Annotated in this window: 12 protein-coding genes; 6 read left to right on the forward strand and 6 right to left on the reverse strand. The window is 60.7% G+C overall.

Going from position 1 to position 18,937, the window contains the following annotated elements; translation table 11 throughout:
• Positions 1-60 precede the first annotated feature (60 nt).
• A complete protein-coding gene (gene rapA / locus NRB16_RS03525) occupies positions 61-2,907 on the reverse strand; it encodes an RNA polymerase-associated protein RapA (RefSeq protein WP_257105484.1) in 2,847 nt (948 codons plus the stop codon).
• 219 nt (positions 2,908-3,126) lie between these two features.
• Between rapA and NRB16_RS03530 the strand changes: the two genes are divergently transcribed.
• Positions 3,127-3,486, forward strand: a complete 360-nt coding sequence (locus NRB16_RS03530; RefSeq protein WP_045488530.1) for a hypothetical protein — start codon at positions 3,127-3,129, stop codon at positions 3,484-3,486.
• A gap of 71 nt (positions 3,487-3,557) precedes the next feature.
• On the forward strand, positions 3,558-3,713 hold the full coding sequence (locus NRB16_RS03535; RefSeq protein WP_173426688.1) for a hypothetical protein: 156 nt from the start codon (positions 3,558-3,560) through the stop codon (positions 3,711-3,713).
• Between the two features lie 557 nt (positions 3,714-4,270).
• Here NRB16_RS03535 and NRB16_RS03540 read toward each other — a convergent pair.
• Together NRB16_RS03540 and NRB16_RS03545 are read right to left on the reverse strand one after the other, a co-directional pair.
• A complete protein-coding gene (locus tag NRB16_RS03540) occupies positions 4,271-4,741 on the reverse strand; it encodes a MaoC family dehydratase (RefSeq protein WP_045488532.1) in 471 nt (156 codons plus the stop codon).
• A gap of 33 nt (positions 4,742-4,774) precedes the next feature.
• Positions 4,775-5,719 (reverse strand): alpha/beta hydrolase, encoded by a 945-nt coding sequence (locus tag NRB16_RS03545; protein ID WP_257105485.1) that lies wholly within the window; start codon positions 5,717-5,719, stop codon positions 4,775-4,777.
• Positions 5,720-6,150: 431 nt separating this feature from the next.
• Here NRB16_RS03545 and fadD1 point away from each other — a divergent pair, with 431 nt between their 5' ends.
• The 3 genes from fadD1 (at position 6,151) to NRB16_RS03560 (ending at position 13,242) form a co-directional block, all read left to right on the forward strand.
• Positions 6,151-7,842 (forward strand): long-chain-fatty-acid--CoA ligase FadD1, encoded by a 1,692-nt coding sequence (gene fadD1, locus NRB16_RS03550; RefSeq protein WP_257105486.1) that lies wholly within the window; start codon positions 6,151-6,153, stop codon positions 7,840-7,842.
• A 179-nt stretch (positions 7,843-8,021) separates the two neighbouring features.
• On the forward strand, positions 8,022-11,933 hold the full coding sequence (gene hrpA, locus NRB16_RS03555) for an ATP-dependent RNA helicase HrpA (RefSeq protein WP_257105487.1): 3,912 nt from the start codon (positions 8,022-8,024) through the stop codon (positions 11,931-11,933).
• 187 nt (positions 11,934-12,120) lie between these two features.
• Entirely contained in the window at positions 12,121-13,242 is a 1,122-nt protein-coding gene (locus NRB16_RS03560; RefSeq protein WP_257105488.1) for a beta-ketoacyl-ACP synthase III, read from the forward strand.
• A gap of 129 nt (positions 13,243-13,371) precedes the next feature.
• Here the strand turns inward: NRB16_RS03560 and NRB16_RS03565 are convergent, their stop codons facing one another.
• The gene (locus tag NRB16_RS03565; RefSeq protein WP_045488546.1) at positions 13,372-14,646 is read right to left on the reverse strand and encodes a putative porin; all 1,275 of its coding nucleotides are present in this window, start codon (positions 14,644-14,646) and stop codon (positions 13,372-13,374) included.
• 275 nt (positions 14,647-14,921) lie between these two features.
• On the opposite strand from NRB16_RS03565, the gene NRB16_RS03570 reads away from it, so the two are divergent.
• The gene (locus tag NRB16_RS03570) at positions 14,922-16,046 is read left to right on the forward strand and encodes a GNAT family N-acetyltransferase (RefSeq protein WP_257105489.1); all 1,125 of its coding nucleotides are present in this window, start codon (positions 14,922-14,924) and stop codon (positions 16,044-16,046) included.
• Between the two features lie 381 nt (positions 16,047-16,427).
• Here NRB16_RS03570 and NRB16_RS03575 read toward each other — a convergent pair whose 3' ends face one another.
• Together NRB16_RS03575 and NRB16_RS03580 are read right to left on the reverse strand one after the other, a co-directional pair.
• Complete coding sequence (locus tag NRB16_RS03575; protein WP_045488552.1) at positions 16,428-18,260, reverse strand: ABC transporter ATP-binding protein; 1,833 nt, start codon at positions 18,258-18,260, stop codon at positions 16,428-16,430.
• Positions 18,261-18,348: 88 nt separating this feature from the next.
• Positions 18,349-18,915: a peptidylprolyl isomerase gene (locus NRB16_RS03580; protein ID WP_045488555.1), complete on the reverse strand. Its 567-nt coding sequence runs from the start codon at positions 18,913-18,915 to the stop codon at positions 18,349-18,351.
• Positions 18,916-18,937: the final 22 nt, after the last annotated feature.

Genomic DNA, 18,937 nt, shown 5'->3' on the forward strand with positions numbered 1-18,937 from the left:
GGATCAAGCCGCTCCTACAGAGCGTAGGAGCGGCTTGAGCCGCGAAGATTGCAGCGTCGATCAACCCGCTACCAGCACCCGAATCGACTCCAGGCGCAGCGCGGCTTTATCCAGCATCGCCAGGCCTTTCTCGCGCAAATCGCGCAAGGCTTGCAGCTCGCTCTCGCGCACGGTCGGGTTGACTGCACGCAGGGCGGTCAGGCGTGCCAGCTCTTCATCGGTGTCGGCAGCCAGACGGCGTTGTGCCTCGGCGACCCGCTCGGCGTGACGCGGTGCGACCTTGGCTTCGCCGGAGTTGATCTTCGGCGTCAGCACATCGCGCTGGGCCTGGATGAACTTGTTGGCACTGGCCTTGGGTACGCTTTCGAGCTGATCGTTGAGGGTGTTGAACGACACCCGGCCCGACAGATCGTTGCCGTTGCCGTCCAGCAGACAGCGCAAGGCGGCCGGTGGCAGGTAGCGGCCCAGTTGCAGGGCGCGCGGGGCGACCACTTCGCTGACGTAGATCAGTTCCAGCAGCACAGTGCCGGGCTTGAGCGCCTTGTTCTTGATCAGGGCCACTGCGGTGTTGCCCATTGAACCGGACAGCACAAGGTCCATGCCGCCCTGCACCATGGGGTGTTCCCAGGTGATGAACTGCATGTCTTCGCGGCTCAGCGCCTGATTGCGGTCATAGGTGATGGTCACGCCTTCGTCGTCGCCAAGCGGGAAGCTGGCATCGAGCATCTTCTCGCTGGGCCTGAGGATCAGGGCGTTCTCTGAATGGTCCTCGCTGTCGATGCCAAAGGCATTGAACAGGGTTTCCATATAAATAGGCAGGGTGAACTGATCGTCTTGCTCCAGGATCGCCTCGACCAGCGCCTCACCTTCGCCGGCACCGCCGGAGTTGAGTTCCAGCAGACGGTCACGGCCGCTGTGCAACTCGCCTTCGAGGCGCTCGCGCTCGGTGCGCGCCTCGTCGATCAGGGCTTGCCATTGATCGTCGTCGCCGCCTTCGAGTTGCGCCAGCAGGCGTGGGCCGAACTGGTGCTGCAAGGCGTTGCCGGTCGGGCAGGTATTGAGGAAGGCATTGAGTGCTTCGTGATACCACTGGAACAGCCGCGCCTGCGGGCTGGTTTCCAGATAGGGCACGTGCAGTTCGATGGTGTGCTTCTGGCCGATCCGGTCCAGACGGCCGATGCGCTGCTCCAGCAGGTCGGGGTGCGAGGGCAGGTCGAACAGCACCAAGTGGTGAGCGAACTGGAAGTTGCGACCCTCACTGCCGATTTCCGAACAGATCAGCACCTGGGCGCCGAACTCTTCATCGGCGAAGTAAGCCGCAGCACGGTCACGTTCCAGGATGTTCATGCCCTCATGGAACACCGTGGCCGGGATGCCTGAACGCACGCGCAAGGCGTCTTCCAGGTCCATGGCGGTCTCGGCGTGGGCGCAGATCACCAGCACTTTGGTGCGTTTGAGCATCTTCAGGGTGTCGATCAGCCACTCGACACGCGGGTCGAAGCGCCACCAGCGGTTCTCGTCGCCGTCTTCGGCCTGGGTCTGGAAGCTGACTTCCGGATACAGCTCGGCATGTTCGCCCAGCGGCAGCTCCATGTACTCCACCGGGTTGGGCAGCGGGTAGGGGTGCAATTGACGCTGAGGAAAACCTTGTACAGCGGCACGGGTGTTGCGGAACAGCACCCGGCCTGTGCCGTGGCGGTCCAGCAGTTCGCGCACCAAGCGTGCCTTGGCGTCTTCATCGCCCTTATTGACGGCGCTGATCAGGGGGTCGCCTTCGGCACCGAGCAAACCCTGGATGGTCTGGGTTGCAGGGGCGGACAGCTTGCCCTGATCCAGCAGTTGCTGAACCGCCTCGGCCACCGGGCGATAGTGTTCGCTCTCGGTGCGGAAGGCAGCCAGGTCGTGGAAACGATGCGGGTCGAGCAGGCGCAGGCGGGCGAAGTGGCTGTCCTGGCCCAGTTGCTCCGGGGTCGCGGTCAGCAGCAGCACGCCGGGGATGACTTCAGCCAGTTGCTCGACCAGCGAGTATTCGCGGCTGGCCTTGTCTTCGTGCCAGACCAGGTGGTGGGCTTCGTCGACCACCATCAGGTCCCAGCCGGCGGCAAACAGCGCGTCCTGGGCTTTTTCGTCTTCGACCAGCCACTCCAGGGCAACCAGCGCCAATTGGGTGTCTTCGAACGGGTTGCCGGCATCGCTCTCGATGAAGCGTTCGCTGTCGAACAGCGCAACCTGCAGGTTGAAGCGGCGACGCATTTCCACCAGCCACTGGTGCTGGAGGTTTTCAGGCACCAGGATCAGCACCCGGCTGGCGCGGCCGGAGAGCAACTGGCGGTGGATCACCAGGCCGGCTTCGATGGTCTTGCCCAGACCCACTTCGTCAGCCAGCAGAACCCGTGGTGCGATACGGTCAGCGACTTCGCGGGCAATGTGCAACTGGTGAGCGATCGGTTGGGCGCGCACCCCGCCCAGGCCCCACAACGAGGACTGCAACTGGCGGCTGGTATGTTCCAGCGTGTTGTAGCGCAGCGAGAACCAGGCCAGCGGGTCGATCTGCCCGGCGAACAGCCGGTCGGTGGCCAGTCGGAACTGGATGAAATTCGACAGCTGCGTCTCTGGCAGTGTCACCAGCTCGTTTTGGCTGTTGAAGCCGTGATAGACCAGCAGGCCGTCGACATCGTCGACTTCGCGGACAGTCATCTTCCAGTTTTCGAAATGGGTGATGACATCGCCCGGCGAGAACCGCACACGGGTCAATGGAGCGTTACGCAGAGCATACTGGCGGGTCTCGCCAGTGGCCGGGTAGAGCACGGTCAATAAGCGGCCATCCTGTGCCAGAACGGTGCCTAATCCCAGCTCGGCTTCGCTGTCGCTGATCCAGCGTTGCCCCGGTTGATACTGCTGCGCCATGCTGCGTGTCTCCGCGATGAAAAAAGCCGGCTATGGTAACGCAAGCGAACCCTCATGACCAAAGACGGTGAAGAAAAATCAGCGGGTTTGGCCCCGTATTTACGGGTGTCTTGCTGCCTGCCGGCACTTATTGCAGAAAACATAGTCGAAAAGCTTCGAACCAAAGCATTAAAGACGACGAAAAGGCCGCCGACAGCCTAGGTAGAGGAGGACACAATCATGTTGCAACCAATGCTGCCATTAAGTGTGGTGCCTGTGACCTCGCAAATGGACCCTGCCAAGCGTCTGCCAGAGGTTCCCCCTGTCGCGCCGGTGCAACCGAGCTCCAGCGAGAGCACCATTGATCTGCGCCACGAAGATGCCGAGCGTGCAGCGTTGCGCCTGCGTGAAGAGCAAGAGCGCCAGCAGCGCCAGCAACGCGGTGAGCCCCCGATAGAGTTCGAAGAAGAAGCCGAGCAAATAGAAGCCGGGCAACTGGCCGTTCCGGGTGATTCGCTCAACGCCGACAATACAGTGCCGGTGGTGCCACTGATCGACAACGAGCCGCGTCAGGGTCTTTGGGTGGATGTCGAGGTCTGATCCGGGCTTGTCCGGCTACCGGTTATTGCGCATCATCGCGGTTGAGCCCGCCCGTTCGAGAACCCAGCGCCATGAGCGATGAAAGCAAGCTGATCGATTTAGGTGCCGAGCGCGCCAAGCGCATCCACGACATCAACGACAAACGCCTGGACGACATGCGTAAAGCCTTCGAGCACGCCATGCCGCTGACCAGCAAAAAGCCAAAGAAAAAGCCCAAAAAACGCTGAAGTATCAAGCGCCCCCGGCAATCGGAGGCGCTGCTGCACGCAGGCTGGCTGTCGTCAGCCCGAAAAAACTCTCCATCATTGTGCGCACTGGCCGGATCACTGATCCAGGTCAATGCCTGCCCGTACGCCGGGGATTAATCTAACCCCATCGAACAGCAGCAACCGGAGCAAGCCACCATGTTTTTTCTGGACAACCCACAGACCGTCGTAACCGTGGCCTACGTCAGCGCCAGCATGCTGACCCTGTTCTTCATCAGCATGGGCCTCTTCCTCTGGAAAGACTCGCAGCACTAAGAGTTGCAGCTTTTCACAACGAGCACGCAAGGCATTTTGGGCGACTTCGGTCGCCCATTTTTTTGCGTGCAGGATTTGTGATCCAAGCCGCTGTTTAGCTTCTGCTCTTCGAACCGAGACATCACAGACGCCGCCGAATGAGACAATTGGCGCCGGAGGGAACCCCGCCTCCAAGGGCGGGGCGAAACCCGCAGTCCAGTCAACCGCGGCAATGATCCTTACACCTAACTCCGTCGTTCGTGGATTAAGGCAGGCGAAAAAACTCAGCCAAAAGTAATCTCGGGTAATACCGTCAACTCAACACTCTGTTGCTTGCGCGGTGCCAGAATCTCCGCTTCGCCATCGACCACCAGCTCATCATTCTGGTTGAACACGCGCGTGGCGATACGCACACGGAATTTAGGCAGCTTTTCGAGGATTTCCAGGCGTACAGTCAGGGTGTCGCCCAGCTTGACCGGCTTCTGAAAACTCATGGTCTGGCCAATGTAGATAGTGCCCGGCCCAGGCAGCTCACACGCCACCGCCGCACTGATCAGCGCGCCACTGAACATACCGTGGGCAATACGCTCCTTGAACATGGTCTTGGCCGCATACTCGGCATCCAGGTGCACCGGGTTATGGTCGCCAGACATGGCAGCGAACAGTTGAATATCGCGTTCTTCGACGGTTTTGCTGTAGCTGGCAGTCTGGCCGACTTCGAGGGCCTCGTAGGGCGTATTGGTGACTTGAGTCATGCGGTTTTCCTGATAATTGAAAAAACGGGCGATTCATTCAGCCCGGTGCGGGCGCGGTTGTTCGAGGGCGAAGTTCAGCCATTCGAGCAGGTCACGCGTCACCTCATCACGGTTTGTTTCATTGAACAGCTCATGCCGAGCGTCGGGGTACAGTTTAAGCCTTAATGCACTGTGGCCCACCTCAGACAGCGCATGAGTGAGATGTTTCAGACGCTTGCCATCGCTGACCGGATCACATCCGCCGCCAATAATCAGCAGTGGCAGGCCAGGGTCAATCTGCGCCAGTGCGGTGGGCTTGCTGATTTTTTGCAGGCCACCGAGCAGGTCCATCCATAACTGGTTAGTGCAATGGAAGCCGCAAAGCGGGTCGCGCAGGTAATTGTCGACCTCCAGCGGGTCGCGGCTCAGCCAGTCGAAACGGGTGCGTGCCGGCTTGAAGCGTTTATTGAAGGTGCCGAAGGACAGCCGGTCGATCAATGCGCTGCGCCCCTGCTTGCCTTGGCGCAAACGCTCCAGCCGAGCGATCAGCCGGGCCGCCCGGTACAGGGCTGCAGGCTGGTAGTTCGAGCCACTGAGGATCGCCCCCTGCAAGCTGGCGCCATGATGCATCAGCCAGGCCTGGGCGATGTAGCTGCCCATGCTGTGGCCCAGCAAGAACAGCGGCAATTGCGGATGACGTTCATCGATGGTCTGCGCCATTGTCGCCAGATCGCCAACCACCTTGCTCCAGCCTTGCTGTTGGGCGAAGTGACCCAGCGTGCCTTGCGCAGCGGTCTTGCCATGGCCGCGCTGGTCATGGGCATACAGGGCGATGCCGGCCTCGCTCAGCGCGGCGCCGAGCCGGGCATAGCGGCCTGCATGTTCTGCCATGCCATGAGCAAGCATCAGCACCGCCCGAGGTTCGTCGTCGGGTAACCAGGCATACACGTACAGGCGGGTATGATCGGTGGCATCGAGCCAGAAGGAATGTTGCTGCATGGCACTTACCTGCACAGTGCGAGATAGGAATGAGTGTATACCGAGGGCTCGGTTACGGTCAGATTGCGTGGGTTAATGGTGTAAGGCGTGGATGTTGACGGGGGATTATTTCTCAACGTGTTGTGTATGAAATTTCCGTCAATAATGTGGGACTGAGATGTCGGGGTTTTCGGCAGGGAAAGTGAAGGCGGGCCTGGATTGATCGAGACAGAATTCGCGGGCTGGAGCAAAAATCAAAGATGTGACTAAATTTTACATTTCAGTCGCATTTGTGACCGCAAGTGCCATCTTTGCCTCTAGGCGCTATTTGGCAAAGCTGCTAATCTCGGGCCGTTTTTTGACGCTAAAACGTGAATCGCATAACTCTAATTACGTTCACTCGGCATCGCAGCGCGCGATGTGGAATTCGCTATCGCTAGGAGCAGGCCTGCATGATCGAAACCTTCTGGAAGGATAAATACCCGGCCGGTGTGGCAGCCGAGATCAACCCCGACGAGTATCCGAATGTCCAGAGCGTGCTGAAGCAGTCCTGCCAGCGTTTCGCCGACAAACCTGCTTTCAGTAACCTGGGCAAGACCCTCACTTACGGCGATCTCTACGAATTGTCCGGCGCCTTTGCCGCCTGGATCCAGCAGCATACCGACCTCAAGCCTGGCGATCGCATCGCCGTGCAATTGCCCAATGTCCTGCAATACCCTGTAGCCGTATTCGGGGCCATGCGTGCCGGGCTGATCGTGGTCAATACCAACCCGCTGTACACCGCGCGGGAGATGGAACACCAGTTCAACGACTCCGGAGCCAAAGCCTTGCTGTGCCTGGCCAACATGGCGCATCTGGCAGAAAAGGTACTGCCCAAGACCCAGGTGCGTCATGTGATCATCACGGAGGTGGCAGACTTGTTGCCGCCGCTCAAGCGTCTGTTGATCAACAGCGTCATCAAGTACGTAAAGAAGATGGTCCCGGCCTACAACCTGCCGCAGGCCGTGCGCTTCAACGACGTTCTGGCCAAGGGGCGGGGCCGTTCGGTCCATGAAGCTTCGCCGGCCAGCGATGATGTGGCGGTACTGCAGTACACCGGTGGTACCACCGGGGTGGCCAAGGGGGCGATGCTGACCCACCGCAACCTGATCGCCAACATGCTGCAATGCCGCGAGCTGATGGGTTCGAACCTCAATGAAGGCTGCGAGGTTCTTATCACCCCGTTGCCGCTGTATCACATCTATGCGTTTACCTTTCATTGCATGGCAATGATGCGCTGTGGCAATCACAACGTCCTGATCACCAATCCGCGCGACTTGCCGGCGATGGTCAAGGAACTGTCGAAATGGAAGTTCAGCGGCTTCGTCGGCCTCAATACCCTGTTTGTGGCCCTGTGCAATAACCAGGACTTCCGCAACCTGGACTTCTCCGCCCTCAAGGTCACGTTGTCGGGGGGCATGGCCTTGCAGCAGGCTGTTGCCGAACGCTGGAAAGAGGTTACCCATTGCCCGATCTGTGAAGGCTACGGCATGACTGAAACCAGCCCGGTGGCCACCGTCAACCCGATCCAGAACATCCAGATGGGCACCATCGGCATCCCGGTGCCGTCGACCCTGTGCAAGGTGATCGACGATGCAGGCAACGAGCTGCCGTTTGGCGAGGTCGGTGAGCTGTGCGTCAAAGGTCCGCAGGTGATGAAGGGCTACTGGCAGCGCCAGGAAGCCACCGAGGAGATCCTCGACGCCGAAGGCTGGTTGAAAACCGGCGATATCGCGGTTATCCAGCCGGACGGCTACCTGCGCATCGTTGACCGCAAGAAAGACATGATCCTGATCTCCGGTTTCAACGTGTACCCCAATGAACTGGAAGACGTGCTGGCAACCCTGCCGGGCGTATTGCAGTGTGCGGCCATCGGTATCCCGGACGAGAAATCAGGCGAGTCGATCAAGGTCTTCGTGGTGGTCAAGCCGGGCATGACCCTGACCAAGGATCAGGTCATGGAGCACATGCGGGCCAACCTGACCGGTTACAAGGTGCCGCGTGCGGTTGAGTTCCGCGACGCGTTGCCGACTACCAACGTCGGCAAGATCCTGCGCCGTGAGCTGCGTGACGAAGAACTCAAGAAACTCGGCGTCAAGAAGTAACCCCGTTACCCCTGTAGGAGCGGCTTTAGCCGCGAATTCTTTTTAGCCGTGAATTCTTCGGTCTTCGCAGCTAAAGCAGCTCTTACAAGACCCGGCCGTTCCCGCAGCCATCCCCCTATCCGCATCAAATCTGCGACAATCCCCGCTTTGCCCCCTTTCGAAAAGACCCTGCGCAGCTGATGACCGCCGAATCGCCTCCTATCGACCAATTGTTGAAAAAACTCGATCACGTCGAAACCCGCGAGCGGCATCGCTTGCGGCGGCAGATTCATGAGTTGCGCAAGCACCCCGACGAAGTGAAGCTGGCGCAGTGGGTCGAGCGTTTGCAGGCGTCCTGTGCGCGGGTCGAGTCGCGCCAGCGCAGTGTGCCGGCGATTCGTTACGACGATAACCTGCCCATCGCGGCCAAGCGCGACGAGATCAAGGCCGCACTGCTCGAGCATCAGGTGCTGATCATTGCCGGTGAAACCGGCTCGGGCAAGACCACCCAGTTGCCGAAGATCTGCCTGGAGATCGGTCGCGGTCAGTATGGCCTGATCGGCCATACCCAGCCACGCCGGATCGCGGCGCGCAGTGTTGCCAGCCGGGTGGCCGAAGAGCTGGGCACACCGCTGGGCGCGCTGGTGGGCTATCAGGTGCGCTTTGAAGATCAGAGCGACGAAAGCACCCTGATCAAGCTGATGACCGATGGCATCCTGCTGGCCGAGACCCAGCATGACCGCTTTCTTGAGCGTTACGACACAATCATTGTCGACGAGGCCCACGAGCGCAGCCTGAACATCGACTTCTTGCTCGGCTTTCTCAAGACCCTGTTGCCGCGTCGCCCGGACCTCAAGGTCATCATCACCTCCGCGACCATCGACCTGCAGCGCTTTTCGGAGCATTTCAACGACGCGCCGATCATCGAGGTTTCCGGGCGCACCTTCCCGGTCGAAACCTGGTACCGGCCGTTGACCAGCGAGCAGGACGAAGAAGGCAACAGCGTCGAGGAAGACCTGACTGTCGACCAGGCGATCCTCGCGACGCTTGACGAGTTGGCCGAGCTGGAACGTCGCGAGCGCAAGACGCCCGGCGACGTGCTGGTGTTTTTGCCGGGTGAGCGCGAGATTCGTGACGCTGCCGAGGTGCTGCGCAAGGCGCAACTGCGCCACACCGAAATCCTGCCGCTGTATGCGCGGCTGTCACCGGCCGAGCAGCAACGGATCTTCCAGTCGCATCCGGGCCGTCGTGTGGTGCTGGCCACCAACGTGGCGGAAACGTCCCTGACCGTGCCGGGCATTCGCTATGTGATCGACATCGGCACTGCACGCATCAGCCGCTACAGCTACCGCGCCAAGGTCCAGCGCCTGCCTATCGAGGCGGTGTCCCAGGCCAGTGCCAACCAGCGCAAGGGGCGCTGTGGCCGGGTCGAGCCAGGGATCTGCATCCGTCTGTACAGCGAAGAAGATTTCCTGTCGCGGCCGGAATTTACCGACCCGGAAATTCTGCGCACCAACCTGGCGGCGGTGATTCTGCAGATGCTTCATCTGCGTCTGGGCGATATCAGCGCTTTCCCGTTCATCGAGCCGCCGGATGGCAAGGCGGTCAGTGATGGTTTCAACCTGTTGCAGGAGCTGTCGGCGGTCAACCGCGAGAACCAGCTCACGCCGTTGGGCCGTCAACTGGCACGCCTGCCGGTGGACCCGCGAATGGGCCGGATGCTGCTTGAAGCAGCGAAACAGGGCAGCTTGCAGGAAGTGCTGATCGTCGCCAGTGCGCTGTCGGTGCAGGATGTGCGTGAGCGTCCGCCCGAGCGTCAGCAGGCCGCCGATCAGGCCCATGCGCAATGGAAAGACGCCGATTCCGACTTCGCTGCGCTGGTCAACCTGTGGCGCGGTTTTGAAGAGCAGCGCCAGGCGCTGACGTCCAGCCCGCTGCGTAACTGGTGCCGGCGCAACTTCCTCAATTACCTGCGCTTGCGCGAGTGGCGCGACGCACACCGGCAACTGACCCTGATCTGCCGCGAACTCAAGCTGCCGATCAACCCGGAGCCGGCTGATTATCCGAAATTCCACAAGGCGATTCTCTCCGGCCTGCTGAGCCAGATCGGCCAGAAGACCGAAGAGGGCGATTACCTCGGTGCCCGGCAACGGCGCTTCTGGATTCACCCTTCATCGGGCCTTGGGCGTAAACGGCCACAGTGGGTGATGGCTGCCGAACTGGTGGAAACTACCAAGCTGTACGCGCGTATGGTAGCCAAGGTCGACGTCGACTGGATCGAGCCGCTGGCCGGGCATCTGATCAAGAAAAACCACTTCGAGCCGCACTGGGAGAAAAAGCGCGGGCAAGTGGTGGCGTTTGAGCAGATCACCCTGTACGGCCTGATTGTGGTCGGCCGCCGTGCAGTGCACTACGGGCCTATCGACCCGGTGGTGTCGCGCGAGCTGTTCATTCGCGAAGCTTTGGTGCGCGGCGATATCAACTCGCGGGCCAAGTGCCTGAGCGCCAATGCGCGGTTGCTCGAACAGCTCGACGAACTCGAAGCCAAGGCCCGGCGCCGTGACATTCTTGCCGACGAAGAAACCCTGTACGGCTTCTACGAGGCGCGCCTGCCTGCGGAAATTCATCAGACGGCGACCTTTGACAGCTGGTATCGCATGGGCAGTCAGAAGGACGCGAACCTGCTGATCATGCGCGAAGAAGACGTACTGGCCCGCGAGGCCAAGGAAGTCACGGCCGCGCAGTACCCCGACAGCCTGCGCCTCGGTGAACTGACCCTGCCGCTGAGTTATCACTTCGAGCCTAACCATCCACGCGACGGCGTCACCCTGCGTGCGCCTGCACCTCTGCTGTTGTCGCTGCCGGCCGAGCGCCTGGAGTGGCTGGTGCCGGGTCTGCTGGAAGCCAAGTGCATTGCCCTGGTGCGCAACCTGCCCAAGGCGATCCGCAAAAACTTCGTGCCGGTGCCGGACTTCATCAAGGCCGCTTTGCAGCGCATCAGTTTTGGCGAGGGGTCGCTGCCTGAGGCGCTGGGCCGTGAGTTGCTGCGCATGACCGGCGCCCGGGTGCCGGACGAAGCCTGGATTGAAGCTGCCGAACAGCTCGAAGGGCATCTGAAGATGAACCTGGAGGTGGTCGACGGTAATGGCAAGTTTCTCGGCGAAGGGCGTGATCTGGATACCCTGACCGCCCGCTTTGCCGAAGCCGGCCAGGCCGCCCTGGCGGTGCCGCAGACTGCCAAAAGCCAGCAGCCAGTTGAAGCCAAGGGCTTCGCCAAGGTCGATGAAAAGACCCAGCACAAGGTCGCCGGGCTGTCGATGACGGTGTATCCGGCACTGGTCGAAGAGGGCGGCAACGTCAAGGAAGGCCGCTTTTCGACCCAGGCCGAGGCCGACTACCAGCACCGCCGTGCTTTGCAGCGCTTGTTGTTGCAGCAACTGGGCGATACCGCCAAATTCTTGCGTGGCAAGCTGCCGGGGCAAACTGAACTGGCCCTGCTGCACCGTGACCTGGGCCGTGTCGAGGCGCTGATCGAAGACATTCTGCTGGCCAGCCTGGACAGCTGTGTGCTTGAAGGCGAAGCCAATCTGCCGCGTGACGGCGCCGGGCTGTTGTCGCTGGCCGAGCGCAAGCGCGGCGAGTGGGCCGAGCATGCCGAGCGGCTGGCGCGCCTGACTCTGGAAATCCTCAAGCTATGGCACGGTCTGCAGAAAAGCTTCAAGGGCAAGATCGACCTGGCCCGGGCCGTGGCACTCAACGATATCAAGGCCCAACTGGGCCGGTTGGTCTACCCAGGCTTTGTCCGCGAGACGCCGGCGCAGTGGTTCAAGGAATTGCCGCGCTACCTCAAGGCCATCGAACTGCGTCTGGAGAAACTCCCGGGCCAGTTGCAGAAGGACCGGGTGTGGAGCATCGAACTGGGCGAGTTGTGGGCGCAGTACCAGGCCCGCGCCGACAAACATGCCCAGGAAGGCAAGCGTGACCCGGAACTGACCACCTGGCGCTGGTGGCTGGAAGAGTACCGCGTCTCGCTGTTCGCCCAGCAGCTCGGCACCCGCATTCCGGTTTCCGACAAACGCCTGAGCAAACAGTGGAGTCAGGTGCAAGGCTAAACGCTGGTAGGAGCGGCCGCGATAGCTCGCAGCCGGGGCGCTGTGGCACACTTCACGCCTTGCGTGCTGTTGCCGTGGTGCCCTGCTGACGTCCATTGAGCGCCGTGGGTATTCGCGCTACGCCAGCAAGTTGGTACGCTGGTGCCACTAAGGCCAGCAAGACCCATAATCCAAGAGAGGAACGACCGTGCATAACGTCGTCATCAGCGGCACTGGCCTGTATACCCCGGCCCACAGCATCTCCAATGAAGAGCTGGTGCAATCCTTCAATACCTGGGTGACCCGATTCAACACGGACAACGCGGCAGCCATCGAGCGCGGTGAAGTCCAGGCACAAGCGCCTTCCGACGCGGCGTTCATCGAGAAAGCCTCGGGCATCAAAAGCCGTTTCGTGATGGACAAGCAGGGCATTCTCGACCCGCAACGCATGAAGCCGCTGCTCGCCGAGCGCAGCAACGACGAGCCGTCGATTCTCTGTGAAATGGGCGTGGCGGCAGCGCGCCAGGCGCTGGAGCGCGCGGGCAAAACCGTAGCGGATGTCGACGGGGTAATCGTCGCCTGTTCGAACCTGCAGCGGGCGTACCCGGCGATCTCCATCGAGATTCAGGCGGCTCTGGGGATCGAGGGTTACGGTTTTGACATGAACGTAGCCTGTTCTTCAGCCACCTTCGGTATTCAAAACGCCTACAACAGCGTGCATCTGGGCCAGGCTCGGGCGTTGCTGGTGATCAACCCGGAAATCTGCACTGCGCACCTGAATTTCCGCGACCGCGACAGCCACTTCATCTTCGGCGATGCCGCCACTGCTGTGCTGGTGGAACGCGCCGACCTGGCCACCTCGACGCACCAGTTCGAGATTGTCGGCACCCGTTTGCTGACCCAGTTCTCCAACAACATCCGCAACAACTTCGGCTTCCTTAACCGCACTGCCGAAGAGGGCAACGATGCGCGGGACAAGCTGTTCGTGCAGGAAGGCCGCAAAGTGTTCCGTGAGGTGTGCCCGATGGTGGCGCAGCTGATCGGCAGCCATCTGCAGGACAGCGGCCTGAACGTCGCTGACGTGCAGCGCTTCTGGCTGCATCAGGCCAACCTGAGCATGAACCAGTTGATCGTCAAGAAGCTGCTGGGGCGTGATGCCAGCAGTGAAGAAGCGCCGGTGATTCTCGACCGCTACGCCAACACCAGTTCGGCTGGTTCAGTGATCGCCTTCCATAGCCATCAGGATGATTTGCCGCAAGGCGCACTGGGTGTGCTTAGCTCGTTCGGTGCAGGCTATTCAATTGGCAGTGTGATCCTGCGCAAACGCTGATCCACCGCACCAGGCACAAAAAAACCGGGCGTTCAGGGTATCGTCGGATGATGGGGAACGATACTCAAACGCCCGGTTTAGCACACTCGGGTTGGGCCTCTGGCTGTGCCAGAGGCCCGCTACAGCAGATTAGAACTTGACTTCGGCGTCCAGCTGCAGGACGTCAACGTCTTTGTCGCGGCCAGCACGGCTGGCGAAGTCAGCTTCGGCCATCAGGTAGGTCGCGCCCAGCGAGAAGTTCTTGTCGATTTCGTAACCGACCTTGAACTTGTGGCCGCGCGAACCGGTGGTGCCGTTGGCGAAGTCGGAGTCGGTGAAGGCACCGACTACAGCGTTACGCTGCACGTCGCGGTAGTTGTAGTCCAGGCTGAAGCCGAATGCCTTGGTCTTCACACCGGCCAGCCAGGCAGTATCGTGACCGTCGGTGGACTCGTCGTTGACCACGTACTGACCGTACAGGCCCAGTGGCACGGCCAGGCCGCTGATGTCGATCTGACCGAAACCTTCGTACAGACGGAACTCTTCTGTAGTGTTGCCGTTCACCCGCAGCGCGCAAGGGGTGGTGGTGGCAGTGCCACAGGCGCTATCAGTGTCGTTGTCGAAGCCGTAGACGCTACCGCCCAGAGTGACTTTCAGGTTGTCCAGCGGGGCGAATTTGACACCGGCCTGGCCAGCGTACAGGCGCAGGTCGTTCTTGAACTCGACGCCGTTGCCGTCCACGTTGTCTTTGAGGGTGTAGTGACCGGCGCTGGTGAACAGCTCGGTCTTGCCTGCCAGTGGCAGCTTGTAGGTCAGGGCCAGACCTTCGGGGTTGATGTCGCTATCCCAGATCACGTCGCCCATGCTCACCCATGGCTGGTTCATCTTGCCGCCGATGATCGACAGGCCGTTGATGGCGTCCGGGTGGTAGTCGATGTAAGCCAGGTCCAGCCAGATGGATTTCTTCGAGAAGTAGCCGTCCAGGTCCTGGTTGGTCGAGCGCGCATCGTTGCCGCCACCGGTGGCGATACGGATACCGCTGTTAACCTGCGGGTTGATTTCGGTGTAGGCACCCAGGCGGGCACGGATACGCTGACGATCCTTGTCGCGGCCGCCGTTGTCGGCTTCGCCAGCGATGTCGATGTTTTCCTGACGCACACGTACGTCACCTTTGATCTGCGTCTTGGCAGCCCATGCAACTTTCTTCTCGAAATCGCTCTGCGCAGCAGCAGACTTGGTGGCAGCAGCTTGTTGCTCCTTGGCCAGGTCAGCTTGCAGCTCAGCGTGCTGGGCAGTGCTGATCGAGCCGTTTGCCTTCAGCATGTCGAGCAGTTTGGCGTCGACTGCGGCACTGGCCGGAACGCTCATGGCCAATACCAGACCGCCACACAGGGCTGCCGCAGTACGAGTAGAAACAGGACGCATAAATATCTCCGAGGCTGGGTGCGCCGGCGGCTGCCATGGCGCAGGACATCCCTGACGGGATTTGGTTCAGGTCTTTCAACCGGTTCTAAAAACAGGCGCCAGTATTGCTGCCAGGCATTACAGAAAAGTGGCAAAGTGGTGGCATGTGGATGACAATCTCGTTGCATTTGATGGGCTGTAATGCCCGGAATAGAGCGCTCGGTAATGTCTTTCTGGGAAACCGGGCGTGCAATCGGTGATACTGGCGACCTCCATTGGCCAGAGAGAACCCGCAGATGTCCGTACATGTCGTCGATAGCCTGAGCGCGGTTTCTGCGGCTGACTGGGATGCCTTGCTGCCAGATCAGCAGCCGTTTTTACGCCACGCCTTTCTCAGCGCTCTGGAAGACAGCGCCAGCCTGGGGGCCCATTCCGGTTGGCGTGCCGAGCATGTGTTGCATGAACAGGCGGGGCAGTTGGTCGCTGCCATGCCGGCCTATCGCAAATGGCATTCCTATGGCGAGTACGTGTTCGATCACGGCTGGGCCGATGCCTGTCGCCGCGCGGGCATTGCCTATTACCCCAAGCTGCTGGCCGCCGTGCCGTTCAGCCCGGTCAGCGGTGCACGAATCCTTGCCAGTAGCGCTCAGGCCGGTATGACCTTGCTCGAAGGGCTGCCGGGTTATCTGCATGGCCAAGGGCTGTCCAGTGCCCACGTAAACTTCACCGACCCGGCTGCCGATGCGTTGTTGGCCGAACAGGACGGCTGGCTACAGCGCTACGGCTGCCAGTACCACTGGCACAATCGCGGCTATCGGGATTTTCAGGATTTTCTCGATGCGCTGAGCTCTCGCAAGCGCAAACAGATGCGCAAAGAACGTGAGCAAGTGGCAGGGCAGGGCATTGAGTTCGAATGGCTGAGCGGGTCGCAGATGAGCGAGGCGCTATGGGATTTTGTCTATGCCTGCTACGCCAATACTTACGCCGTGCGCCGCCAGACGCCGTACCTGACCCGCGAGTTCTTCAGCCTGTTGGCCGAGCGCATGCCCGAAGCGATTCGAGTGGTCCTGGCCCGGCAAGGCAACCGCCCGGTGGCCATGGCCTTCAGCCTGGTCGGCGGCGACAGTTTCTATGGTCGCTATTGGGGCTGCCTGGCCGAGTTTGACCGGCTGCATTTCGAAACCTGCTTCTATCAGGGCATGGACTACGCCATCGCCCATGGCCTGCAACGCTTTGACGCAGGTGCCCAGGGCGAGCACAAACTGATTCGCGGCTTCGAACCCCAAATCACTCATTCCTGGCACTACCTGCTGCATCCAGGACTCAAAGACGCTGTGGCGGATTTTCTTGAGCAAGAGCGGGTCGGTGTACTGGCCTATGCCGAGGATGCCCGCAACGCGCTGCCGTATCGGCAGGCGTAGACGGACGAACTCGCCCTCCAACACTGCGTTGCGATGTTGTTGATTTTGCTTTTGATCTCCGAGCCGAGATAGCACAGACGACGCAAATCGCGACTTGGGTGCAGGCCGAGGGTAGGCGTCGATTCGGGGGAGAAACCGACATGGATGTCGGTTTCAGGTGCGCTGGGCAGGGATGCCCATCGCGCCGGCCCCCGAATCGATGCCGGACGGAGGGGAGTCTGCCCGCAGGGCGGACCCAAGCCAGGAGCAATGCCTTTTGGTTACTTTTGGGCGAAACCAAAAGTGACCCGCCGTAAGGGCGGAACCTGGCGAATGGACAACAGCGGCAAAGACTCTTGTATCGTGCTAAAGGTCTTCGCGGTTAAAACCGCTCCTACAGCCTCAATCCACCCCCACAAACCCGCCCGTCTGGTGCTGCCACAACCGCGCATACAGCCCGCCCTTGGCCAGCAGCTCGGCATGGTTGCCGATCTCGACAATCCGCCCCTTATCCAGCACCACCAGGCGGTCCATCCGTGCGATGGTCGACAAGCGGTGGGCAATGGCGATCACGGTCTTGCCCTGCATCAGGGTTTCCAGGCTCTCCTGAATCGCCGCCTCAACCTCCGAGTCCAGCGCCGAGGTGGCTTCGTCCATAATCAGAATCGGCGCATCCTTGAGCAGCACCCGGGTAATCGCAATGCGTTGACGCTGGCCGCCAGACAGCTTGACGCCGCGTTCACCCACATGCGCGTCGAAGCCGGTACGCCCCTCGGCATCGGACAGCAACGGGATGAATTCATCAGCCTTGGCGCGGTGCACCGCTTCCCAGAGTTGCTCATCCGTGGCGCCGGGATTGCCGTACAGCAGGTTGTCGCGGATCGAACGGTGCAGCAGCGAGGTGTCCTGAGTGATCATGCCGATCTGCGCACGCAGGCTCTCCTGAGTCACCTCGCAAATGTCCTGGCCGTCGATCAGGATGCGCCCGCTTTGTACGTCATACAGACGCAGTAACAGATTGACCAGGGTCGATTTGCCCGCACCGGACGGGCCGATCAGGCCAATTTTCTCGCCGGGCCGGATGTCCAGATCCAGGCCATGGAGGATGCCCCGGCCGTTGCCATAGTGAAAGTCGACCGCAGCGAACTTCACGCCGCCCTGGCCAATCTGCAGTTGCCGGGCATCCGGGCGATCGGTGACCGCCACCGGTTGCGAGATGCTTTCCAGACCATCCTGCACGGTGCCGATGTTCTCGAAAATGCCATTGACCACCCACATGATCCAGCCCGACATATTGACGATACGGATCACCAGGCCCGTGGCCAGAGCGATGGCCCCCATGCTGATCAGCGACTGGGTCCACAGCCACAATGCCAGACCGGTAGTACCGACGATCAACAGGCCGTTCATGCCAGTGATGGTCACGTTCATGGCCGTCAGTACGCGGCCGGCCAGTTGGACCTTCTCGGTGTTCTCGCGGATCGCTTCCTGGGCGTAGCGCTGTTCGTGATTGGTATGGGCGAACAGCTTGAGGGTGGTGATGTTGGTGTAGCCATCGACGATACGCCCCATCAGTCTGGAGCGGGCATCGGAAGCTTCCACTGAACGCTGTTTGACCCTCGGCACGAAGTACCGCAGCGCCAGGACATAGGCAGCGATCCACAGCACCAGCGGGATCACCAGCCGCCAGTCGGCTTCGGCAAACAGCACCAGCGCGCTGATCGAGTAGATCAGCACGTGCCACAGTGCGTCCATGGCCTGCACCGCCGAATCGCGCAGCGAGTTGCCGGTCTGCATGATGCGTTGGGCGATACGCCCGGCAAAGTCGTTCTGGAAGAAGTTGATGCTCTGCTTGAGCACATAGCGGTGGTTCTGCCAGCGGATCATGCTGGTCATGCCGGGGCTGATGGTCTGGTGCACCAACAGGTCATGCAGGGCGACAAAGATCGGTCGCAGCAGCAGGGTGACCACCACCATCCAGAGCAGTTCGTTACGGTGTACGCTGAAAAACTCGCCAGGCGCGGTGGTCTGTGCCAGGTCGATGATCCTGCTCAGGTAGCTGAACAGCGCCACTTCGATCAGCGAAACCACCAGGCCGACGACCAGCAGGGCGGCGAAGCTGGGCCAGACCTGGCGCAGGTAGTGCAGATAGAAGGGCAGAACCCGATTGGGCGGTGCGGCACCGGGATCGTCCCGGAAGATGTCGATTAATTGCTCGAAACGACGATAAAGCATGGGGTCTGATTCCCGCCGGCAGCGGGCTCTCCTTGAGGGTGGGAAGCGGTCCCGTCCGGCCTGCCCCGCAGGGCAGGCTGGCCCCCGATCACTCCACGCGCTTGGCGGACTTGATCAGGATCGGGTCGACAGGCACGTTCTGCATGCCTTTCTGGTTGGCGGTACGGGCATTGACGATCTGGTCGACCACGTCCATGCCTTTGACTACCTTGCCGAACACCGCGTAACCGAAGTCACGCACACCGTGGTCGAGCATGGCGTTGTCATTGGTGTTGATAAAGAACTGGCTGGTGGCCGAGTTCACGCTGCTGGTGCGGGCCATGGCAATGGTGCCGCGTACGTTGTGCAGGCCGTTGTCGGCTTCGTTCTTGATCGCCGCCTGGGTCGACTTCTGGCTCAGTTGCTGGGTGAAACCACCGCCCTGAATCATGAAGCCGGGAATCACCCGGTGGAAAACCGTGTTGCTGTAAAAATTGCTGTCGACGTAACTCAGAAAGTTCTTGGTGCTGATCGGCGCTTTGTCGTCGGCCAATTCCAGTTCGATCTGGCCGAAGCTGGTGTCGAGCACCACGTGCGTCCTCTTGGCTGGCTCGGCTGCCATCAGGTTGGCCGAGAACATCACGGTGCAGGCGGCGAGGGCGAGAGTCTTGAACATAATGCAGTGAGTCCTTCGGTGG

The sequence above is a fragment of the Pseudomonas sp. LJDD11 genome, from assembly GCF_024584215.1.
In the GTDB taxonomy this organism is placed as follows: Bacteria; Pseudomonadota; Gammaproteobacteria; order Pseudomonadales; family Pseudomonadaceae; genus Aquipseudomonas.

Bases quoted from the DNA above. Each gene is read 5' to 3' on its own strand.
- rapA (WP_257105484.1), bottom strand. From the start codon at position 2,907: ATGGCGCAGCAGTATCAACCGGGGCAACGCTGGATCAGCGACAGCGAA.
- NRB16_RS03530 (WP_045488530.1), top strand. From the start codon at position 3,127: ATGTTGCAACCAATGCTGCCATTAAGTGTGGTGCCTGTGACCTCGCAA.
- NRB16_RS03535 (WP_173426688.1), top strand. From the start codon at position 3,558: ATGAGCGATGAAAGCAAGCTGATCGATTTAGGTGCCGAGCGCGCCAAG.
- NRB16_RS03540 (WP_045488532.1), bottom strand. From the start codon at position 4,741: ATGACTCAAGTCACCAATACGCCCTACGAGGCCCTCGAAGTCGGCCAG.
- NRB16_RS03545 (WP_257105485.1), bottom strand. From the start codon at position 5,719: ATGCAGCAACATTCCTTCTGGCTCGATGCCACCGATCATACCCGCCTG.
- fadD1 (WP_257105486.1), top strand. From the start codon at position 6,151: ATGATCGAAACCTTCTGGAAGGATAAATACCCGGCCGGTGTGGCAGCC.
- hrpA (WP_257105487.1), top strand. From the start codon at position 8,022: ATGACCGCCGAATCGCCTCCTATCGACCAATTGTTGAAAAAACTCGAT.
- NRB16_RS03565 (WP_045488546.1), bottom strand. From the start codon at position 14,646: ATGCGTCCTGTTTCTACTCGTACTGCGGCAGCCCTGTGTGGCGGTCTG.
- NRB16_RS03570 (WP_257105489.1), top strand. From the start codon at position 14,922: ATGTCCGTACATGTCGTCGATAGCCTGAGCGCGGTTTCTGCGGCTGAC.
- NRB16_RS03575 (WP_045488552.1), bottom strand. From the start codon at position 18,260: ATGCTTTATCGTCGTTTCGAGCAATTAATCGACATCTTCCGGGACGAT.
- NRB16_RS03580 (WP_045488555.1), bottom strand. From the start codon at position 18,915: ATGTTCAAGACTCTCGCCCTCGCCGCCTGCACCGTGATGTTCTCGGCC.